The organism is Methylobacterium sp. E-065, from assembly GCF_022829605.1.
Classification (GTDB): Bacteria; Pseudomonadota; Alphaproteobacteria; order Rhizobiales; family Beijerinckiaceae; genus Methylobacterium.
This window is the reverse complement of the sequence record NZ_JAKSYD010000040.1, coordinates 1-17,286: the sequence shown is the minus strand read 5'-3', so window position 1 is coordinate 17,286 and position 17,286 is coordinate 1. Positions and strand designations below refer to the sequence as shown.

Sequence of the window (17,286 nt, the reverse complement as noted above, 5' to 3'; positions counted from 1 at the left end):
GTCACCGCATGGCTCGGCCGCCTCCACCGCCCGCGCGGGTTTGAGAGCGATCGCTTCGGCCAGGGTCGCCCGCCGTCCCTCGGCAGCCTGCTTTGGGCTCCGCTAGCTTCGATTTCCCCAGATCTAGAACTTCAGTAGGCGTGCCCTTCGGGGATTTGCACCCTCCCCTCTGAAGGGCGGAGTCGTGATGACCCTCACCTTGAGAAGGGGGTGGTGAAACGACACCCCCTTTGCGCGCCAACCGCAGCCACGCCGTCCACTCGGCCGAGACGATGCGCACGATGTTCGTGTCGTTGCGGAAGCCGGTGATCTGGCGCTCCTCGACCGTCAGGAGGCCGAGCTTCCGAGCCTCACGGATCGCGTTGCGCACCGTGGTCTCGGCCACGCCTGCCACCGCGGCCAGGTTCGGCACCGACAGGCGGCAGTCTTTCCGGCGCACGGTCTCAGCCGCCACGAGGGAGAGGACCGCCTGCTCGGCCAGCGTGAACCGGGCCGCGAGCCCCGGTGGAAGCCGCCCAGAAGCCGCCCAGCGGCGGCGACGCTCCATCGAGGCGTCTGTGCGCGGGTGCGAGCCGACAGCCCTCCTGGCGGCCTGTACCAATGTCCGGGGGGTGGCTGTCCCCTCCTCGTCGCCGGTTCCTATTGGGTTCGGCGCCTGTTCGATGTTCTCTCGAACGGTTCTAATCTGCGCTGCGCGCTTGGCTTCGATGAGAACGGACAGTGCCTCGGCCTCGGCCTCCGTCACCTTCCCCTCCCCGTAGGCACGCCACAGCGAAGCCGTGAAGGCTGGCAACGCGGCGCGCGGGGCCGCCTCCACCTGTCGGCGGATCTCTTCGGCATAGGTCATCGAACCCGGTCCTTTTCGGACCGCGGCTGTGAACAAGGCACGACTTCATCGCTCCGGGAATTGGCGTTCCCGTTGACTCCCGGCGGGAGCTGTGGCTGATGGGGAATTGCATCTGGCCCCACCAGGCCACTTCGATTTCGCGGGCTCTCTGTTTGGCGACAGGGGGCCCGTAGTCGTTTCAGGGTCTCAGATCCGCGGTGGTTGCTCCCTGAGGGTGGCCGCGACTCGCCTGAGCGGGCCCGGCCGGAATGGTCCATGTCGGCCGGGCGGCACGGTTAAGTCAACGTTGCAGGGGATCGTGCGGCCTCGCACTTGCCCCTTGTGATGCAGCGGCAGCACCTTCCCCCGCATGATCCGATCCGAACTCGTTGCCCGCATCGCGGAACAGAACCCCCATCTCTACGCGCGCTATGTCGAGCGGGTGGTGAGCGCCATCCTCGACCGGATCACGGGCGCGCTGGCCGCTGGTGATCGCGTCGAGCTGCGCGACTTCGGCACATTCGCGACAAAGTAGGTGCTGAGTCGGAGAGCCCGCAACCCAAGAACGGGGGTGATCGTGACCGTCGTGGCCAAGCTGGGTATAGCCTTCAAGCCAGGGAAGGCCTTGCGGGGTTCGACTCAATCCCCCTGCGGCCAGCCATCCAGTTATGGCGATCCGCCACACCGTTGTGGTATCATAGGTTAGTTCCAGTCGCGCTCAGATGAGCTGTGTGCAGCGCGATGGGAGGTTCTTTCGACCCTACCGGCAGCGCGGCGCGATGGCACCTTCAGGATACCCGCTCGACACGATGATCCGTAGGTTGGGCAGCGCCGCACGCCTCTCGACGACGGAGCAGCACGCGCTGAGAAAGCTGCCGGTGGCGACCCGAACGTTCGAAGCCCAGCAAGACATCATCTACGGAGACGGCACGTCCCTACACTCTTGCGTCGTCCTCGATGGCTGGACCTGCTGCTATCAGCTTCTTACCGAGGGTAAGCGTCAGATCCTGTCGATCCACGTGCCTGGCGATATGCCCGACCTCCAAGGCCTTCACCTTCCCCAGCCAGACTTCAGCATGGCTGCGATCACGCGCGCCGTCGTCGCCTTCGTGCCGCACACCACGCTTCGCCAACTGTCGGACGGCTCGCCCACCATCGCAGCTGCGCTGTGGCGGGAGACCTTGATTACTGCTGCGATCCACCGTGCTTGGATCACCAGCCTAGGTCGACGCGATGCACGGCAGAGGTTCGCGCATCTGATCTGCGAACTGTACCTACGCCTCGAGGCCGCCGGGCTGGCAAGCGACCATACTATGTGGATGCCGCTTCGGCAGCCTGATCTCGCCGATGCATTGGGCCTAACCTCGGTCCACGTGAACCGGACGATGAGGGCCCTACGGTTGGAGGGCTTGATCGACTTACGGTCCCGCCAGCTGGTCATCCAGGACTGGGCAGGCTTGCGAGCCCTCGCCGCTTTCAACCCTCAGTACCTGCGCTTACTCGATCAGGTCGTTTCCAGCAGCGCATGACGCGGGCACGGATACGCAGAGGCTACGCGATCAGTTATCGCAGCAAGCCTCCAGAACTTCTTTCACGCTCGCGCGGTTAGCACCGCATCGGCTTCGGAGGCGCTGATGGCCCGCTACTTCTTCGACGTGAGCAACGGCAGTGACGTCAGCGACGATGTAGGCCTCGTTTTCGATGATGCCCGATCCGCTTCACAGGAGGCACTTCGGTCGCTCCCCGACATGGTGAAGGATCAGCTGCTCGGAAGTGTCGGTGAGAAGGTCAGCGTCACGATGCGCGACGACCACGGTATCCCGGTCTACCGAGCCACCCTCACGATCGAGGGCGAGTGGCTGGCAGGGCAGCCGTAGGCTCTCGTCTCTCGCGTAGCGTCAGCTGTGCCGGATGCGCGGGACGTTTAAGCCTCGCATGCGCTTTGCTACGATCACGAGGTCGGGTCTCCTCTCGACCGCCACGCTCGCCCCGCGATGCCTCCCCCCAAGGTCCATCGGAAGGGCGGGCGTGGATGCTCTTCAGGGTTCCTTGCAAGTCCTGGCAGGATCGCCCGCACCTCCATGACGTGCTCGGGCTTGGGGATCCCCGGCAGCAGGGCAGAAATGGACTATAGCTAGCGTGCCTCTGCCGCATCAGCGGTTTGATGACTGGGCTTCATATAGCGGTGCAGCCCGTAGCGCATTCCGCTCTCATCCAGTGAACTGTTCGGCCGCTTCGCGGGCCGCGCGGAGCACATGCTGCCGCTGCTCATCGGTCCGGAGTATCGCCCAGCGCCTCAGGAGCTCATCGAGATCGACGAGATCGGTTGGCAGACCTTCGCTCGTGCGGAGAGCCTCGGTGGTGCAGCCGAGGGAGACGGCGATGCGCTCAAGCATTCTACGCGCAGGATGGGAAGGCGGAACTGATCCGTTCGACATCGCGAAGCCCCCGCGGTCGGCCCGTCCCTTTTGTTTTAGCCTCGCGTCATGCAGGCTGCAATCACTGATTGCGCAGCGAAGGATCGTACACGTGTTTCGCTCCTGCCAAGCAGCGCTTTTTAGCGTTAGGCAGTCTGCAACAGACTATCAGTGTGTGAAAGAACTCTGCAATAAGTGCTCAATTCAATCTCAGTCGTGCAGTTGCTTAGGCTGCCGATCGATATCGGCCATCTCGAATGTCGTCACGCCATCGCGTGTGCAGCTATGCCGAGCAATTTCTTGGCCGACGATGAGCAAGAGCATCCGGCTCAACGCTTTCATTTCTGACGTGCCGTGATCTTGGATGAGCTGATGAGCTTTTATCACCGCATCCGCGATATGATCCATATCTGGCTCTGAACTCATGCTCTCCTCCCCCGGTAAATATGGAGAAATAGTTTTGTAATTATTTTACAAATCTCACTTATCTGTCATATGATTGTATAATCTTTACCGTATTGCAACCATGGATAGAGGGCTAAGCTGCGTCTTCACTGCCGCATGCGAACCTCACTCGGGTATGCTCCATGGATATGCTAACCCCCGAAGACATTGGCGCGCCGACAAATCGCCATGCCCGGGATCAGCTCGACCGTTTGGCGCAGGCGCTCGCCTGTTCGCCAAAGCAGTTCTATGAGACGCAGCACGCGTCTGGATCGAAAGACGCCGCTCATCTGATCCAGATGTGGCTCGCATTGAAGCGCCCCGAAGCCCGGGATATGGTGCTTACTCTCGTCAACGAACTTTTGAAGGCCGAGGCTGGGTAAGGCTTTTGGATCGAAAGCCGACCTTCTGTAAAAATCCACCCACTTATTATAAGACTATATTCATCTATTCGGTGCTGCTACATGTAGATTTTTTACAATCGAAACTCAGTTGTTTATGTCGTCAATAGACACCACATCAATTTGATCACCAACCGACGCCAGGGCGTTGATGATTGAGGGACCGCTTGTGCTCTTGCCCCGTATGAGCGAGCACACGTGGCAAATCTCAAGCAGGCCGATCTGCGCAACCGCCTTCTCCTGGCGCTCGCACCAGAAGATTTCTCGGCGCTGGCACCCGCGCTGCGCTTTGAGACGATACTTCTCCGGCAGGTCCTGATCTCAGCCAACACGCCGATCAAGACCGCCTACTTCGTGGAAGCCGGCATCGTCTCCGTCACGACCGATGCCCCCAGCGGCCGCGTCGAGATCGGGTTGCTCGGACGCGAAGCTTTGGTCGGGGCCGCCCCCATCATGCTCGGCGATGATCAGAGCCCTCATACGTACTTCATACAGGCCGCCGGGCACGCGTTGTCGATCGATGCATGCGCCCTACTCGCAATGGCCGAAGTACGCCCCGTTCTGCGTCTTCTCCTGCTCCGCTACACTCAAGCTCAGTCCGTGCAGACGGCCCAGACGGCATTCGCCAACGCGCGGGGGAACACGCCGACCCGGCTCGCCCGCTGGCTGCTGATGTGCCACGATCGGATCGACGGGGATGCAATCACGGTCACGCAGGAATTCATGTCGCTGATGCTGGGCGTCGAGCGGCCCGGCGTCACCGTAGCCTTGATAGCGTTGGAGAAGGACGGTTTGGTGCGTAAGCGCCGCGGTGCCGTCGAGATCCTCGATCGTGAGGGGTTGCTCGACCGCGCGGGGGACACCTACGGCCTAGCCGAGATCGAGTACGCCCGGCTGATCGAGGGGAATACCGCTCCGGAACTCTGATCCAGCTGTGCGACAGGCGTCACGTCGCCGGTTCATCCGCCAGTTCGCGCAGGCACTCCAGCGCCCTGCGCCGGCCATCGTCGGTTTTTGATCCTCCCCTGGTTTCACGGACACCTCTGATACGCTCCTTGCGGGCGGGGAAGGTGTTTGATGGCGAAGACGAGACGCGAGTTCACCCCCGAGTTCAAACGCGAGGCGGTGGCCCTGCTGGAAAGCAGCGGCCGGCCACAGATGCAGATCGCGGCCGAACTTGGGATCCAACCCTCGATGCTGAGGCAGTGGCGCTCGGCGCTGATGGGTGGCTCCCCACCGCCACGGGCAGCAGGATCACCGGGAGCCGCGGTCGCAAGCCCGGTGGCCTCCCCCTCCGATCAGGCGGCCGAGATTGCCCGTCTGCGGCGTGAGCTCGACCGGACGCGTATGGAGCGCGACGTCCTAAAAAAAGCGATCGGCATCTTCGCGGAGATGCCCAAGTGACGTTCGCCTTCATCGAGCAGCATGCGAGCATCTGGCCGGTGCGTCTCATGTGCCGCGTGCTCGAAGTTTCCCCCAGTGGCTATTACGACTGGCGATCTCGCCCCGAGAGCGACCGATCGGCCTCCAACCGTCGGCTCTTGGACCATGTCCGCCGCATCCACACCGAGCATCACAGGCGCTACGGCTCACCTCGGATGCATGCCGCCCTGCGCGCGGAGGGACGAACGGCCAGCCGCGGGCGGGTGGAGCGTCTGATGCGCTGTCATGGCATCCGGGCCCTGGCAGGGCGCAGATTCCGGCCCTGCACGACCGACAGCCGTCACGACCTGCCGATCGCACCCAACCTCGTAAAGCAACGGTTCTCAGCGGCGCTGCCCAACACGGTCTGGCTGGCAGATATCACCTATCTGCCGACCGGAGAGGGCTGGCTCTACCTGGCCGCCGTGCTCGATCTCGCAACCCGCAAGATCGTCGGCTGGTCCATGCGCGAACATATGCGGACCGAACTGACGTCGGCGGCCCTGATGATGGCCACCCAACGGCAACGACCGCGGGCTGGCCTCATCTGCCACTCGGATCGCGGCAGCCAATACGCCGCCGACGCCTATCGAAAGCAGCTCATCGGCATGAAGGCGATCCCCTCCATGAGCCGGACCGGCTGCTGCTATGGTAACGCCCCGATGGGGAGCTTCTTCCATACACTCAAGGTCGAGCTCGTCCACCAGCGACGATGGGCGACCCGGGACGAGGCTCGAGGCGACTTGTTCGCCTACATTGAGGGCTACTACAATCGGCAGCGCATCCACTCGGCACTCGGCTATATCACCCCCGAGCAGGCCGAACGGAACGCGAGCTAAACCCCTGTCCGTGAAGTCGGGGGAGGATCAGTGACGCTCTGGCTTATGCGGCGACGGCGTCGCAGCGGAAATGTTGCAAGGGATCCGCCAGTGCCCGTTCCATTTCCTGCCGAAACCCCTCGGCTCCATCGTGCCAGCCAGCCGGATCAGTCTCGTACAGCGCCATAACCTCATGAAAGTGCTTGTGCGCGCATCCGAACGTGGTGTCGTGCAGGCCGTGCTTGTCGAAGAATACCCCAATGCTGCAGGCATGCGGATCCTTCGATGCTTCCTTCCAAGCCACCGGTAGAGGCTGACCCATCAGTGTTCGACACGCCTCCACCACGCGCAGGTGGCCTGCATAGGCTCCCAGCATCGATGTCGGCGTCCGGTCCATCTCCATGCCCACCGTCGACCGTGCCGCTATCCATGATGCGACGGCCGCTCCAGGCATCGGCCGTGCGATCCCGTAGCCTTGCCCGAGATCGACCCCGAGCACGCGCAAGGCGTCGCGGATCTCGGCCGTCTCCACGCCCTCGACGATAAGCCGCTTGCCGATGCTGTGAGCTAGGCTCTGCAGGCTGAGCACGAAGTGCAGGTCTCGGGGCTTCTGTCGAAGCCCGCGCGCAAACGACTGGTCAAGCTTCATGATGTCGACGGGCAGGTCGCGCAGATTGATCAGGGACGAGTATGCGCTGCCGATATCGTCGAGTGCGATGCGGATGCCGAGCGCACGGATGGCCTGCAGGCGCTCCGACATTCGAGCATAATCCGGGGTTGCGTGGCCTTCCAACAGCTCCAGCACCACTGCGCCGTACGGACTGAAGGCGTGCTGATCGAGTACGTCGCGCAAAAGATCGACGAACCCATCCGCGAGCACCAGCGGCACCTCGACGTTGACGCTGACGTAGGGACCTGGACCATCACCCGCCAAACTCTGCCGCAGCGAGACCGCTTGCCCGAGCATCGTGCGAAACAGTTCGGCGAGGGCGTCCTGCGGTAGGCTGGACAGGAAGTCCGCCGGCGGAAGGAGTTGGTCGCCGCGCATGAGCCGCGCGAGCGCCTCGTAGCCGACGATCTCGCCTGTGCGCAGATCCTCGATGGGTTGAAAGGCAGCCTGAACGTTAGCATTCAACTGGTTTGGCTTGAGGGCACTCCGGTTAAGTGGCTTGCAGACCCGACGTGGGCGCTTGATCATCAACTTTCCTAGTTGAAGGCGAGCTAACCGGGGTTGAGTACGACCCAGAATTGCAGTCTGATCCAAGTTAGATTTATCAGTCGTTAATAGCTGCGACAAAGCAGCACATTTGCTGGGTCTGCATGATCCACGGAGCGCCCGCAGGTCATCACGACATGGCTTTGCTCTCTCTTTCCTGGCCACGGTCGCTAGACCTAAAATGATCAATGGCCGGGCAAAGGGCTGCTGCGAAGGCTGCGGACGGCCGCACGGGCGGATGGTCTAACGCCTCGGCGACGGCCGCTGGTGGGATGCTAAGGCCTCCCGCTGGCGCGATGGCTGGGGGCGCCGGATCCGGATCAGGTCGGGTACCGACATTCTCAGCCGCGCTCGCCAAACCCGGGTTATCCTGGCAGCGGCACACCGTGACCACAACACCTCGAACAACGCCGACGCCAACCTCGCGGCCTTCTGCCAGCGCTGCCACATGATCCACGACCGGCCCGAGCATCGGCGGAGACGGTGGCGCACGCTGTTCCGGCGCAAGGCGCTCGGCGACCTTTTCGGCGGACCTTACGCCTGACGCGTCCAATCAAAGGTTTCTATGGTTTCAGATTTGTTGTGTGTTTAAGGAAAATTTTGCGCATTATACTAATTACTTACGAAGCACCATCAAATTTATGCGTCTATACAGACTTACGTTAAGCGGTACAGATACTAACAGCAGTAGATACTGCATTTGACGTAGTTCTTTCTCAGGTTGCAGCCGTGTCAATTTACAATCTACGCGTTTCACTCCTCCGCGGCGGTACCCTCGCGCTTGTGGTGGGGATGGTGGTGCTCGGGCCGGCCCACGCCAGTCTCTCCAGCGCTATTCGCATCGTGCTGGAGAAGGGCAAGCACTATGCGCCAACCGACCTATTTCTGCACCGAGGCGATACCATCACCCTGGTCAACGGCGACGACAACGCCGTCCACCACGCTTTCATCGAGGCCGACCGGTTCGCTTTCGATGCCGGCGATCAGGAGCCCGGTAAGCAGGCTACGTTGACGCTCAAGGAGGCGGGCGACTTCATCATCCAGTGCGGCATCCATCCGAAGATGAAGCTCACCCTCCACGTACAGTAGCGGCACCGCCGGTGACGCTCGATTAACCAGAGTTTCCTACATGGTCTGAGCGTCAATCCGTCGAGATAGGAATTCTACCGGTGCCGTTGTTCGACGCCGATCTCCGTGCCCTGATGGCGGCCATCGATAGATCCCGTGCGCGGATCGAGTTCGCCCCTGACGGAACGGTGCTGGCCGCCAACAACCTGTTCCTCGACCTGATGGGTTACACGCACGCGGAGGTGAAGGGGCAGCATCACACCCTGTTCGTCCCCGCCGCCGAGCGTGACGGCGATGCATACCGCGCATTCTGGACGGCCCTGCGTCGCGGTGAGGCACAGACCCGCGAGTTCAAGCGCGTCACCAAGGGTGGGCGCGCCGTCTGGATCCAGGCGACATACAATCCCGTGCTCGACCGTGCCAGACGGGTCACCCGGGTCGTCAAGTTCGCCACCGACATCACGGCGCAGGTGACGCGCAACATCGATCACGACGGGCAGCTCGACGCGCTGCACCGTTCGCAGGCGGTGATCGAGTTCGACCTTGACGGTACCATCCTGACGGCCAATCAGAACTTCCTTGACGCGGTCGGCTACCGCCTCGATGAGGTCCAGGGCCGTCACCATAGCCTGTTCGTGGATCCTGGCGAGCAGGCCGGTGTAGCCTATCGGGAATTCTGGGCGACGCTCGGCCGGGGCGAGTTCGCCTCAGGCGAGTTCCGCCGCATCGCCAAGGGCGGCCGCGAGATTTGGATCCAGGCGACCTACAATCCGATCCGTAATCGGGACGGCGTGCCGGTGAAGGTGGTGAAGTTCGCCACCGACATCACCGCACACAAGCTCCAGACCACCGATGCGGCGGGCCAGCTCGCAGCCGTCAACCGATCGCAGGCCGTGATCCAGTTCGCCTCTGATGGCACGGTGCTCGACGCCAACCCGAACTTCCTTCAAGCGGTCGGCTACCGGATCGAGGAGATCCGCGGACAGCACCACGCCATGTTCGTCGAGCCCGGCTACGCGCAGACGCCAGAGTATGCCGCCTTTTGGGATCGCCTACGCAACGGCGAGTTCTTCTCCGGCATGTTCCAGCGCTTCGGCAAGGGCGGCCGCTCGGTCTGGATCCAGGCGAGCTACAACCCGATCTTCGACCCCAATGGCCGTCTGACCAAGATCGTGAAGTACGCCACCGACGTGACGGCCAACATGGCGGCGCGCTCCGTCGCGATCGAGGCGGCTGAGAAGACCCTGGATCACGTCCAGGCGGTGACGGACGCCGCCGAGACGATGAGCGCCGCGGCTCAGGAGATCTCGCGCAGCATGGCGCAGTCGAAGACCGTCGTCGACGACATTCACGGACGTGCCGGCGAAGCGAATGCCGCCACAGAACGCCTGCAGGCTGCCGCCAGCGCCATGGGCGGCGTCGGCGCGGTGATCGCGGGTATCGCCCAGCAGATCAACCTGCTGGCCCTGAACGCGACGATCGAGGCCGCACGGGCTGGCGCGGCCGGCAAGGGCTTCGCGGTCGTCGCGACTGAGGTGAAGGAATTGGCGAGTCAAGCCGCTAAGGCGACCCATCAGATCAGCGGTGAAGTCGTCGCCATGCAGGCCGTGTCGGGTGAGGTAGCCACAACCTTGGCGACCATCACCGCGGCGATCGACACGATCAGCGGGCACGTCGACGGCGTGAGCGGCTCGATGGACGAGCAGGCACGCGCGACGAGCGAAATCCTAACTAGCATGCGACAGGCGGCTGGCGGTGTATCGAGCATCAGCACCAGCCTGGATGACTGGACTGTCGGCATGGAGGAACGGCGCAACGAGCGCAGGACGCGCGTGTTGTTGCCGGCCACCATCACCACGTCCGGCTGCGGTTCCATCGCGTGCTCCGTCCGTGACCTATCGGATGGCGGGGCGCGATTGCACGTGCGCAGGCACGATCAGGTCCCGGAACGGTTCGACTTGACCCTCGATGGAGACGGACGTCGGTTCAGCTGCGAGGTTCGGTATCGCTCAGACGCCAGCGTCAACGTGCAGTTTCGGTCATCGATGGGTGGCATGGCACGCGTAGCCTGATCGTATCGAGCCGCATTGGGGTTCAGTCTACCGAAACGTCGGCGGCGGGCAGACCGGCTGTGGCGCATGCCGTCGGTGTATGGATCTAAGCCACCGGCCGGAATGCGCGCACCAGATCCGCATCGAGGCGGCCACCATGCCTTCGAGGATGTAGCAAGTAGCGCGATCATCTCGCCGTACTCCCGGGGCATCATCGGCGCGTTCGGTTTGTCATCCGCCCGCAGACCGTCACCGCATGGCTCGGCCCGTCCTACCGCCCGCGAGAATTCTCACGGGATCGCTTCGGCCAGGGTCGCCCGCAGCCCCTCGGCAGCCTGTTTTGGGCTCCGCTGGCCTCGATTTCTCTAGATCTAGAACTTCAGTAGGCGTGCCCTTCGGGGATTTGCACCCTCCCCCCTGAGCCTGGGCGGGGTGTCCTGAAATTTGAGGAGACCCCTTGCGGGTCAGCCGCAGCCACGCCGTCCACTCGGCCGAGACGATGCGCACGATGTTCGTGTCGTTGCGAAAGCCGGTCACGCGCCGCTCCTCGACGGTCACGAGCCCGAGCTTTACGGCCTCGCGAATGGCGTTGCGCACCGTGGTCTCGGCCACACCCACGATCGCCGCGAGGTGCCCGACGGCGAGGCGGCAATCCTTCCGGCGCACGGTCTCGGCCGCCACCAAGGCGAGGACCGCCTGCTCAGCCAGTGTGAACCGGGCCGCGAGCCCGGGCGGCAGCCGTCCCGAGGCGGCCCAGCGGCGACGGCGCTCCATCGAGGCATCCGTGCGCGGGCGCGAGCCGACAGCCCTCCTGGGCCTTCCTGCGCGATCCAAGGAAATGCCGGGAATATCGGCATTTGAGGTCCCCGGATCGGGCGAGCGCAAACACGACATGGTGTCGCCTTTGGCGTGCCGCGCCTCGATCAGGCCGGACAGCACCTCGGCTTCGGCCTCCGTCACCTGCCCTGCCCCATAGGCGCGCCAGAGCGCAGCCGTCACAGCCGGCACCGCGGCGCGCGGAGCCGCCTCCACCTGTCGGCGGATCTCATCGGCATAGTTCATCGAACCCGGTCCCTCACGGGCCGCGGCTAGGGTCCAGGCAAAGCCTTCCCGTTGACGGAAACAGGTTCCGTCTTGACTCCCGAGGGAGGTCATGGCTTGTGAGGGGTAGTGACTCCGGCCTCACAGGCCCCGGTTTTCAGCACCCTCGTCCCGCCAAGGACGGGGGTGTTGGCTTTTCAGAGTCTATCTCGCGGCGATGATCTCCTGAATTGTCGGCTCGACTCGCCAGGGCGGGTGCAGCCGGAACGGTCCATGTCGGCCGGGCGGCACGGTTAAGTCAACGTTGGGGGATGATCAGCGCGACTATGCCGGCCCGACCTTCGACCCTCGCCAACCTACGCAGAGGCGGCATCATCAGCAGCGTGGAGATCGTTGCGGCGATCGATGCCTACATGCGGGATCCCGCTGCCGGCCCATACCGCTTTCCCAGCGGGCACAGCCTCGACCTCGCGGAAATCGTGAGCGCAATGCCGGCCTTGCACAGGGTGGAGCGGGCCGGGCCGCAGGAGAAGACGTTCCGAAACGGGCTGGCCACCGCCCTCATGGCGGCTCATCCGACCCCGCCGTGAATTGTCGGACGCTGAGTCCCCGCAGGGGCACCTTTACTCGTCCGACTCGCGGCGGGTTGGTTCAGTGCAACCTCGGATCGCGTGAGGACGTCGATGACGTTGGGCCCTGTCCGTCCGGCAGCGACGCCGCGATCTGGCGGCCAAGTTCGAACAGCAGCGCCTGCAGCAACGGACGAAGCCGGGCGGCGCTGTCGTCGTCGAGCTGGTGCATGTGCTCCCAGAGCTTGAGTGCACCATCCGCCATGTGCTCGGCAGCTGAGCCCGCTGCCTCGCGCACCGCTAGGTAGCGTGACGGTCCATCGACATGACCATCAGCCCGCGTGTCGGTCACGTCGATTACGATCCCGCGCCCGCGCATCCGCCCGTCTGTGCCTCGCTCGTAATGTCCGCGCACCAAGACCCAGCGCACCACGTCGGGTGCCGGCATGATACGGTGCTCCCACACGAACAGGCCGCCTTCCTCGCGCACGCTACGACGCAGCTCCGGGTCGCGGGCGACTTCATCCGGATGGAAGATCGAGAAGAGCTGCGCGCGCGAGATGCCCTCGGCGATCTCCGCCTCGGACAATCCGTACATTCGGCCCATGACCGCATCGCCGCGAATGCGATCCGTGCTGACATCCTCCTCCCACAAGCCGATGCTGAGAGTGGTCAGCGGCAGCGAAGCCGACGACACGATGCTGTTCGATGATCGACGCGGCATGCACCGTCCGAGCCTTTTTGCACCATAGGTAGGGATTTGCAGCACAACTTTTCGTCGATCTGCAACTGCGATATACAATCGCACGGTCACAATCATGGTAGGTCTGAGATGGCCGAACTCGACAAAGGCGACGGCCGAGACATCCGTCTTCCCTCAGCGGATAAGGTTGCACAGGCGCGCGATCGCGAGCGCAAGCTGCGGACGTTGAGGCGCCTCAGCGAAGCCCTGGGCAGGCCAGTCGAGGACTTCTTCAAGGCCAGCGCCGATGCTGATGCCACCGAGGGCAAGGTAGACGGCGCAGGAGGAAAGTAGGGACAGTGCGACCGCGCACTTGCCCCTCGCGGTCCGGTCCCTGCACCTGCCCGGCATGATCCGATCCGAGCTTGTCGCCCGCATCGCGGAGCAGAACCCGCACCTGTACGCCCGGGACGTCGAGCGGGTGGTCGACGCCAGTCTCGACAGGATGGCCGACGCCCTGACAGACGGCGATCGTGTGGAGCTGCGTGGGTTCGGTGCCTTTTCGACGCAAGAAGCCAAGGCCCGCAGCGGCCGTAATCCGCGATCCGGTGCCGTCGTTGACGTGCCGGCTAAGACCAACGTCCACTTCACCCCGAGTAAGCTGATGCGGGCTCGGCTCAACTGCGAGACGACTGAACCGGAGGTGGCGGCGGAGCGGCTGCTGCGTGCGTCCTGATTTCAGGCCATTCGAACGATGAGACTTGAGCTAACGACGAGCTGACCCACCAGGAGGAACCGACCTCAGCGCGATCCACTTTCGCAACCGGATCAATCGGAGCGAGAGCATGGCTGACATCGGCACCAGCAACACCCCCCGGGCTCACAAGACCCGCAACGACACCGACTCGAACGCTAAGAAGGTGTCGATCGAGGCGCTCAACGCCCGCTTGGCGGACGGCATCGATTTGGCGCTCGCGATCAAGCAGGCCCACTGGAACCTCAAGGGGCCCTCGTTCATCGGCATCCATCTCATGCTGGACGGGTTCCGCACCGAATTGGACGACCTCAACGACAAGGTCGCAGAACGCGCGGTGCAGCTTGGAGCCACTGCACTCGGCTCGACGCAGGTCGTCGCGCAGAGCACGAAGCTGCCGCCGTATCCAATCGGGGTCTATGCAATCGCCGATCAGCTTGCCGCACTGATCGACAGCTACGCTGGCTACGCTAACGCGGTTCGCGAGAACATCGACGAGACCGACGAGGCGGGCGACGCCGGCACAGCTGACCTGTTCACCGAGATATCCCGCGCCGTCGACAAGCAGCTGTGGTTTATTGAGGCTCACGTGCAGGAGCCAACCGGCGAGATGCGCGACGGCAACTCGGGGCGCTAAAAAGATCCTATCGGCGATCGCTCGGTAGTCGCAGCCTAAGAGTCGCCTATGGCCATGTATCGCCTCAGGCGCACCATGCGGTTCTTGGACAAGCGCACCGGACTGGCGTTCGACGGGATCGATATAGACGCCGAGACGTGGGAGGAGGCCATCGCGCAAGCGATGGCTTTCGACCCAATCACGCCGAGCATGATGCTCGACACGGCCGTGCTCACCGACGCCACCGGCACAGTGATCTGGACGCTCCGTGCTCCGCCTTCGGGTCGGCTGACGCAACTTCCGTGACCGATACGCGGTTCGCACCCAACAGGAGACAGCCATGAGCAGTGCACCGGACGGATCGGTCATCCAGCGCGAGGCGCCGCGTCCAGACCTCGTGGCGTTCGAGGTGAAGGGCAAGATCACCAAGCCCGACATCGAGTGGATGTCGTCGATGACCGATCAGGCGATGCAGGCGCATGGCAAGATCGACATGTTGATCATCATGTCGAATTACGATGGATCGGACCTCGGGGCAACCTTCGACGGCTACGCGACAAGCGTGAAGGTGCGCTCGGTGGCCCACATCAGGCACTACGTCGTCATCGGCGCTCCGAAGTTCGCGGAGGCGATGATCAACCTGTCGGGGATGGTCATGCCGGTGGAGACTAAGACGTTCGACCTCGCCGATGAGGCTGCGGCTTGGGCTTATCTCGCTGCAGCCGGACCGGCCTCGGCTTCAAGGTCAGCATAGTTCAGCGTCCAGATAGCTAGCCTGCGACGTGCAGGTGATGTCCAACGAAGCTGTGCTGGTCTTAGAGGAACGCGGTTCATATCGGTACATGGATCGACGTACTCATCGCCATCAACGAGGACATTGACGCCGGCGAGCAGCGCTGCCGTCAGCCATAACAGTCACAGTCACTTACCTGCTACCAAGCGCAACAATCCATCATATGACGGGGTTGATCTTCTAGTCTGGACGTAGGGAGGCAGATCGCCCTTCGCTGCCGTGGCCCGATGCAAGATGCACTGATCCGCAAGCTTGAGAGCTTCGAGGAACTGAGCGACGCCGACCGCGCCGCTCTGCGGGCGTTTGTGCCACGGGTGCGGAATGTGCCAGCGCGAACGGACATCATCGCTGAAGGCGACGTCCCTGGCGACGTTCATCTCATCCTCGACGGCTACGCCTGCCGCTACAAGATGCTCCCGGACGGTCAGCGCCAGATCATGGCCTTCTTCGTGCCGGGCGACTTCTGCGACCTCAACGTGTTCATCCTCGACGAGATGGACCATAGCATCGGCACGGTCTCGCCTTGCAAAACGGTCGAGATCCCCCGGGCCGCCATCGAGGAGATCACGGCGCACCACCCGCAGGTGACGCGGGCCCTGATGTGGTGCGCTCTCGTCGATGGGGCTATCCTGCGCGAGTGGCTGGTCAACATCGGCAGCCGTCAGGCCGACCAGCGGATCGCGCACCTGTTTTGCGAGCTGTTGCTGCGACTGGAAGCCGTGGGGCGCGTCACCGACAACAGCTACGCGTTCCCGTTCACCCAGACCGATGTCGCCGACACGATGGGCCTGTCGGACGTGCAGGTCAGCCGCACGCTGCGGGAGCTGCGTGCGCTCGGTCTGATCCACCTCAAGCACCGGGTCCTGACGATCCTGGACGTGGATCAGCTTAAAGCGTACTGCGGGTTCAATCCTAATTACCTCCATCTCAGGAACGCGCGTTGGAGTAGCCGCCGGCAGGTGCCGTGGCTGAGCAGCGTCCAGGGCGTGTAAGTTGACGGGCCAGGACAACGTCGAGCCCCTGGTCGTCCTACATCCGATCTCCGTCGACACGCGCAGCCCGGATCAGGTCGGCATGCTGGTGCTGGTCAACGGGCTGCTCGTGGCGGTTCTGGTCCGCCTCGATGCGCCCTGGCACGATCGCCCTGGCGCTTGGCACATGGAGGCTGGGCTGGGGCGGCTGGCGGGGGTGCGCGCGCCCGTGTTCGATACCTTGAAGGACGCCACGCGGTGGGTGCGGCAGCGTCTGCGCGGGTAAGCCGATGAGAGGCGGATTTGGGCCCTTGGCTCAGGCCACGTGTGCCAGCCGTTGCTCAATCCAGTCTTGTTCGGTTTCGAGGTCGGCGAAGGTGGGCGGGGTCGCGCTGCGCACCAGCCCGAAGCCCGCCTCCAGGAACCACATCCCGGCCAAATCCTCGTGAAACCCCGAGAGCTGAACCAGCACCGCTGCGAGGAAGCCATCAGCGAAGACCAAATGGCCCTCGACATCGTAGCTGCCGGTTCAGACCTGCACGGGCTGTAAGCGTAGGGTCATCCGGCCGCTCGCTTCTCCAGCTGCAGGTACGTTGGGTCAAACTCCGAGACCCGAAGAAGTTCGTCCCACGCCTCCATCACGAGCATTCGGCCCCGGAGCGTGATCAGGGTCCGGCCGCGCATCTCCTGCAGCACGCGGTTGATGTGCACGGGGGTGAGACCCAGAGCGTCGGCAATATCGGTCTGTGTGATCGGCAGCGGGCAGCGGTGATCGCCAGCCAAGCCCACCGATTGCAGCTTCAGGTACAGCTTGCAGAACAGGTGCGCGACGTGTTCAAAAGACGTGCGACGGCCCATGCTGACCAGCCATTCGCGGAAGACCGCAGCGTCGATCAGGGTGTCGCGCCAGAAGGCAGCCGCGAGGCCGGGGTGGCTCGCTGTCAGCTCCCGCAGAGTCTCGTGTGGGATGAAGGCTATGACGGCCTTCGTCAGCGTGGCGATGCTGTGATCCATGGTGGGGACGTGCAGGCTCTGCAGGTTCAGGACGTCACCGGATACGTGGAATGACAGGATCTGGCGCTTGCCCTCGCTGAGCATCTTGTAGCGGCAGGCCCATCCGTCGAGGATGAGGCAGCAATGCGTGGGCTGGTCGCCGTCGCGCACGATGTCCTGTCGGGCGCTGAGGTTCTGGATCCG

Annotated in this window: 23 protein-coding genes and 2 pseudogenes; 18 read left to right on the top strand and 7 right to left on the bottom strand. The window is 63.4% G+C overall.

What is annotated here, in order from left to right; all coding sequences use genetic code 11:
- Window position 1: 1 nt before the first annotated feature.
- Window positions 2-847: a helix-turn-helix domain-containing protein gene (locus MKK84_RS03125; protein ID WP_243916576.1), complete on the bottom strand. Its 846-nt coding sequence runs from the start codon at window positions 845-847 to the stop codon at window positions 2-4.
- Between the two features lie 349 nt (window positions 848-1,196).
- Between MKK84_RS03125 and MKK84_RS03120 the strand changes: the two are divergent.
- From MKK84_RS03120 to MKK84_RS03105, 4 genes and pseudogenes are all read left to right on the top strand, one after another.
- Window positions 1,197-1,532: pseudogene (locus MKK84_RS03120) on the top strand (HU family DNA-binding protein).
- A 115-nt stretch (window positions 1,533-1,647) separates the two neighbouring features.
- Window positions 1,648-2,355 carry a Crp/Fnr family transcriptional regulator gene (locus MKK84_RS03115; RefSeq protein ID WP_243916575.1) on the top strand — a complete coding sequence of 236 codons (708 nt, stop codon included), beginning with the start codon at window positions 1,648-1,650 and terminating at the stop codon, window positions 2,353-2,355.
- A 105-nt stretch (window positions 2,356-2,460) separates the two neighbouring features.
- Window positions 2,461-2,703 (top strand): DUF6894 family protein, encoded by a 243-nt coding sequence (locus MKK84_RS03110; protein ID WP_243916574.1) that lies wholly within the window; start codon window positions 2,461-2,463, stop codon window positions 2,701-2,703.
- A 378-nt stretch (window positions 2,704-3,081) separates the two neighbouring features.
- Window positions 3,082-3,252 carry a hypothetical protein gene (locus MKK84_RS03105; RefSeq protein ID WP_243916573.1) on the top strand — a complete coding sequence of 57 codons (171 nt, stop codon included), beginning with the start codon at window positions 3,082-3,084 and terminating at the stop codon, window positions 3,250-3,252.
- 201 nt (window positions 3,253-3,453) lie between these two features.
- Here the strand turns inward: MKK84_RS03105 and MKK84_RS03100 are convergent, their stop codons facing one another.
- Window positions 3,454-3,669 (bottom strand): hypothetical protein, encoded by a 216-nt coding sequence (locus MKK84_RS03100; RefSeq protein WP_243916572.1) that lies wholly within the window; start codon window positions 3,667-3,669, stop codon window positions 3,454-3,456.
- A gap of 161 nt (window positions 3,670-3,830) precedes the next feature.
- On the opposite strand from MKK84_RS03100, the gene MKK84_RS03095 reads away from it, so the two are divergent.
- From MKK84_RS03095 to MKK84_RS03085, 3 genes are all read left to right on the top strand, one after another.
- Window positions 3,831-4,070 (top strand): hypothetical protein, encoded by a 240-nt coding sequence (locus MKK84_RS03095; RefSeq protein ID WP_243916571.1) that lies wholly within the window; start codon window positions 3,831-3,833, stop codon window positions 4,068-4,070.
- Window positions 4,071-4,286: 216 nt separating this feature from the next.
- Window positions 4,287-5,015, top strand: a complete 729-nt coding sequence (locus tag MKK84_RS03090; protein WP_243916570.1) for a Crp/Fnr family transcriptional regulator — start codon at window positions 4,287-4,289, stop codon at window positions 5,013-5,015.
- A gap of 150 nt (window positions 5,016-5,165) precedes the next feature.
- Window positions 5,166-6,349, top strand: a protein-coding gene (locus tag MKK84_RS03085) for an IS3 family transposase (RefSeq protein ID WP_243916569.1) whose coding sequence is annotated in 2 segments (ribosomal slippage) — window positions 5,166-5,463 and window positions 5,463-6,349 — 1,185 coding nt in all. Because the reading frame shifts where the segments join, the coding sequence is not laid out codon by codon here.
- 43 nt (window positions 6,350-6,392) lie between these two features.
- On the opposite strand, the gene MKK84_RS03080 is transcribed toward MKK84_RS03085, so the two are convergent.
- Window positions 6,393-7,526, bottom strand: coding sequence for an EAL domain-containing protein (locus tag MKK84_RS03080; RefSeq protein ID WP_243916568.1), 1,134 nt, complete (start codon window positions 7,524-7,526; stop codon window positions 6,393-6,395).
- A 208-nt stretch (window positions 7,527-7,734) separates the two neighbouring features.
- On the opposite strand from MKK84_RS03080, the pseudogene MKK84_RS03075 reads away from it, so the two are divergent.
- The 3 genes and pseudogenes from MKK84_RS03075 to MKK84_RS03065 all read left to right on the top strand — a co-directional run.
- A pseudogene (locus tag MKK84_RS03075) lies at window positions 7,735-8,088 on the top strand (hypothetical protein); the annotation flags it as partial.
- A 185-nt stretch (window positions 8,089-8,273) separates the two neighbouring features.
- A complete protein-coding gene (locus MKK84_RS03070; protein WP_243916567.1) occupies window positions 8,274-8,633 on the top strand; it encodes a hypothetical protein in 360 nt (119 codons plus the stop codon).
- Between the two features lie 113 nt (window positions 8,634-8,746).
- The gene (locus tag MKK84_RS03065; protein ID WP_243916578.1) at window positions 8,747-10,684 is read left to right on the top strand and encodes a PAS domain-containing protein; all 1,938 of its coding nucleotides are present in this window, start codon (window positions 8,747-8,749) and stop codon (window positions 10,682-10,684) included.
- Window positions 10,685-10,912: 228 nt separating this feature from the next.
- Here the strand turns inward: MKK84_RS03065 and MKK84_RS03060 are convergent, their stop codons facing one another.
- Entirely contained in the window at window positions 10,913-11,725 is an 813-nt protein-coding gene (locus tag MKK84_RS03060) for a GntR family transcriptional regulator (protein WP_243916566.1), read from the bottom strand.
- A 290-nt stretch (window positions 11,726-12,015) separates the two neighbouring features.
- Here MKK84_RS03060 and MKK84_RS03055 point away from each other — a divergent pair, with 290 nt between their 5' ends.
- Window positions 12,016-12,294: a hypothetical protein gene (locus tag MKK84_RS03055; protein WP_243916565.1), complete on the top strand. Its 279-nt coding sequence runs from the start codon at window positions 12,016-12,018 to the stop codon at window positions 12,292-12,294.
- Window positions 12,295-12,355: 61 nt separating this feature from the next.
- Here MKK84_RS03055 and MKK84_RS03050 read toward each other — a convergent pair whose 3' ends face one another.
- Window positions 12,356-13,093, bottom strand: coding sequence for a diguanylate cyclase (locus MKK84_RS03050; protein ID WP_243916564.1), 738 nt, complete (start codon window positions 13,091-13,093; stop codon window positions 12,356-12,358).
- 12 nt (window positions 13,094-13,105) lie between these two features.
- Here MKK84_RS03050 and MKK84_RS03045 point away from each other — a divergent pair, with 12 nt between their 5' ends.
- The 7 genes from MKK84_RS03045 (at window position 13,106) to MKK84_RS03015 (ending at window position 16,375) form a co-directional block, all read left to right on the top strand.
- The gene (locus MKK84_RS03045) at window positions 13,106-13,309 is read left to right on the top strand and encodes a hypothetical protein (RefSeq protein WP_243916563.1); all 204 of its coding nucleotides are present in this window, start codon (window positions 13,106-13,108) and stop codon (window positions 13,307-13,309) included.
- Between the two features lie 55 nt (window positions 13,310-13,364).
- Window positions 13,365-13,691, top strand: coding sequence for an HU family DNA-binding protein (locus MKK84_RS03040; protein WP_243916577.1), 327 nt, complete (start codon window positions 13,365-13,367; stop codon window positions 13,689-13,691).
- Window positions 13,692-13,800: 109 nt separating this feature from the next.
- Window positions 13,801-14,346 carry a DNA starvation/stationary phase protection protein Dps gene (gene dps / locus MKK84_RS03035; RefSeq protein ID WP_243916562.1) on the top strand — a complete coding sequence of 182 codons (546 nt, stop codon included), beginning with the start codon at window positions 13,801-13,803 and terminating at the stop codon, window positions 14,344-14,346.
- 54 nt (window positions 14,347-14,400) lie between these two features.
- Window positions 14,401-14,631 carry a hypothetical protein gene (locus tag MKK84_RS03030; RefSeq protein ID WP_243916561.1) on the top strand — a complete coding sequence of 77 codons (231 nt, stop codon included), beginning with the start codon at window positions 14,401-14,403 and terminating at the stop codon, window positions 14,629-14,631.
- Window positions 14,632-14,665: 34 nt separating this feature from the next.
- A complete protein-coding gene (locus tag MKK84_RS03025; protein WP_243916560.1) occupies window positions 14,666-15,079 on the top strand; it encodes an STAS/SEC14 domain-containing protein in 414 nt (137 codons plus the stop codon).
- A 266-nt stretch (window positions 15,080-15,345) separates the two neighbouring features.
- Window positions 15,346-16,110 (top strand): Crp/Fnr family transcriptional regulator, encoded by a 765-nt coding sequence (locus MKK84_RS03020; RefSeq protein WP_243916559.1) that lies wholly within the window; start codon window positions 15,346-15,348, stop codon window positions 16,108-16,110.
- A gap of 1 nt (window position 16,111) precedes the next feature.
- Window positions 16,112-16,375 carry a hypothetical protein gene (locus tag MKK84_RS03015; RefSeq protein WP_243916558.1) on the top strand — a complete coding sequence of 88 codons (264 nt, stop codon included), beginning with the start codon at window positions 16,112-16,114 and terminating at the stop codon, window positions 16,373-16,375.
- A 30-nt stretch (window positions 16,376-16,405) separates the two neighbouring features.
- Here MKK84_RS03015 and MKK84_RS03010 read toward each other — a convergent pair whose 3' ends face one another.
- Together MKK84_RS03010 and MKK84_RS03005 are read right to left on the bottom strand one after the other, a co-directional pair.
- Window positions 16,406-16,591 (bottom strand): hypothetical protein, encoded by a 186-nt coding sequence (locus MKK84_RS03010; protein ID WP_243916557.1) that lies wholly within the window; start codon window positions 16,589-16,591, stop codon window positions 16,406-16,408.
- Window positions 16,592-16,647: 56 nt separating this feature from the next.
- Window positions 16,648-17,286, bottom strand: a 639-nt coding sequence (locus tag MKK84_RS03005) for a Crp/Fnr family transcriptional regulator (RefSeq protein ID WP_243916556.1), incomplete at its 5' end; no start/stop codon positions are given.

Coding starts and splice junctions, on each gene's coding strand:
- dps (WP_243916562.1), top strand. CDS start 13,801: ATGGCTGACATCGGCACCAGCAACACCCCCCGGGCTCACAAGACCCGC.
- MKK84_RS03060 (WP_243916566.1), bottom strand. CDS start 11,725: ATGAACTATGCCGATGAGATCCGCCGACAGGTGGAGGCGGCTCCGCGC.
- MKK84_RS03045 (WP_243916563.1), top strand. CDS start 13,106: ATGGCCGAACTCGACAAAGGCGACGGCCGAGACATCCGTCTTCCCTCA.
- MKK84_RS03125 (WP_243916576.1), bottom strand. CDS start 847: ATGACCTATGCCGAAGAGATCCGCCGACAGGTGGAGGCGGCCCCGCGC.
- MKK84_RS03030 (WP_243916561.1), top strand. CDS start 14,401: ATGTATCGCCTCAGGCGCACCATGCGGTTCTTGGACAAGCGCACCGGA.
- MKK84_RS03055 (WP_243916565.1), top strand. CDS start 12,016: ATGATCAGCGCGACTATGCCGGCCCGACCTTCGACCCTCGCCAACCTA.
- MKK84_RS03065 (WP_243916578.1), top strand. CDS start 8,747: ATGGCGGCCATCGATAGATCCCGTGCGCGGATCGAGTTCGCCCCTGAC.
- MKK84_RS03105 (WP_243916573.1), top strand. CDS start 3,082: ATGCTGCCGCTGCTCATCGGTCCGGAGTATCGCCCAGCGCCTCAGGAG.
- MKK84_RS03040 (WP_243916577.1), top strand. CDS start 13,365: ATGATCCGATCCGAGCTTGTCGCCCGCATCGCGGAGCAGAACCCGCAC.
- MKK84_RS03110 (WP_243916574.1), top strand. CDS start 2,461: ATGGCCCGCTACTTCTTCGACGTGAGCAACGGCAGTGACGTCAGCGAC.
- MKK84_RS03080 (WP_243916568.1), bottom strand. CDS start 7,526: ATGATCAAGCGCCCACGTCGGGTCTGCAAGCCACTTAACCGGAGTGCC.
- MKK84_RS03100 (WP_243916572.1), bottom strand. CDS start 3,669: ATGAGTTCAGAGCCAGATATGGATCATATCGCGGATGCGGTGATAAAA.
- MKK84_RS03050 (WP_243916564.1), bottom strand. CDS start 13,093: ATGATTGTGACCGTGCGATTGTATATCGCAGTTGCAGATCGACGAAAA.
- MKK84_RS03020 (WP_243916559.1), top strand. CDS start 15,346: ATGCAAGATGCACTGATCCGCAAGCTTGAGAGCTTCGAGGAACTGAGC.
- MKK84_RS03095 (WP_243916571.1), top strand. CDS start 3,831: ATGGATATGCTAACCCCCGAAGACATTGGCGCGCCGACAAATCGCCAT.
- MKK84_RS03025 (WP_243916560.1), top strand. CDS start 14,666: ATGAGCAGTGCACCGGACGGATCGGTCATCCAGCGCGAGGCGCCGCGT.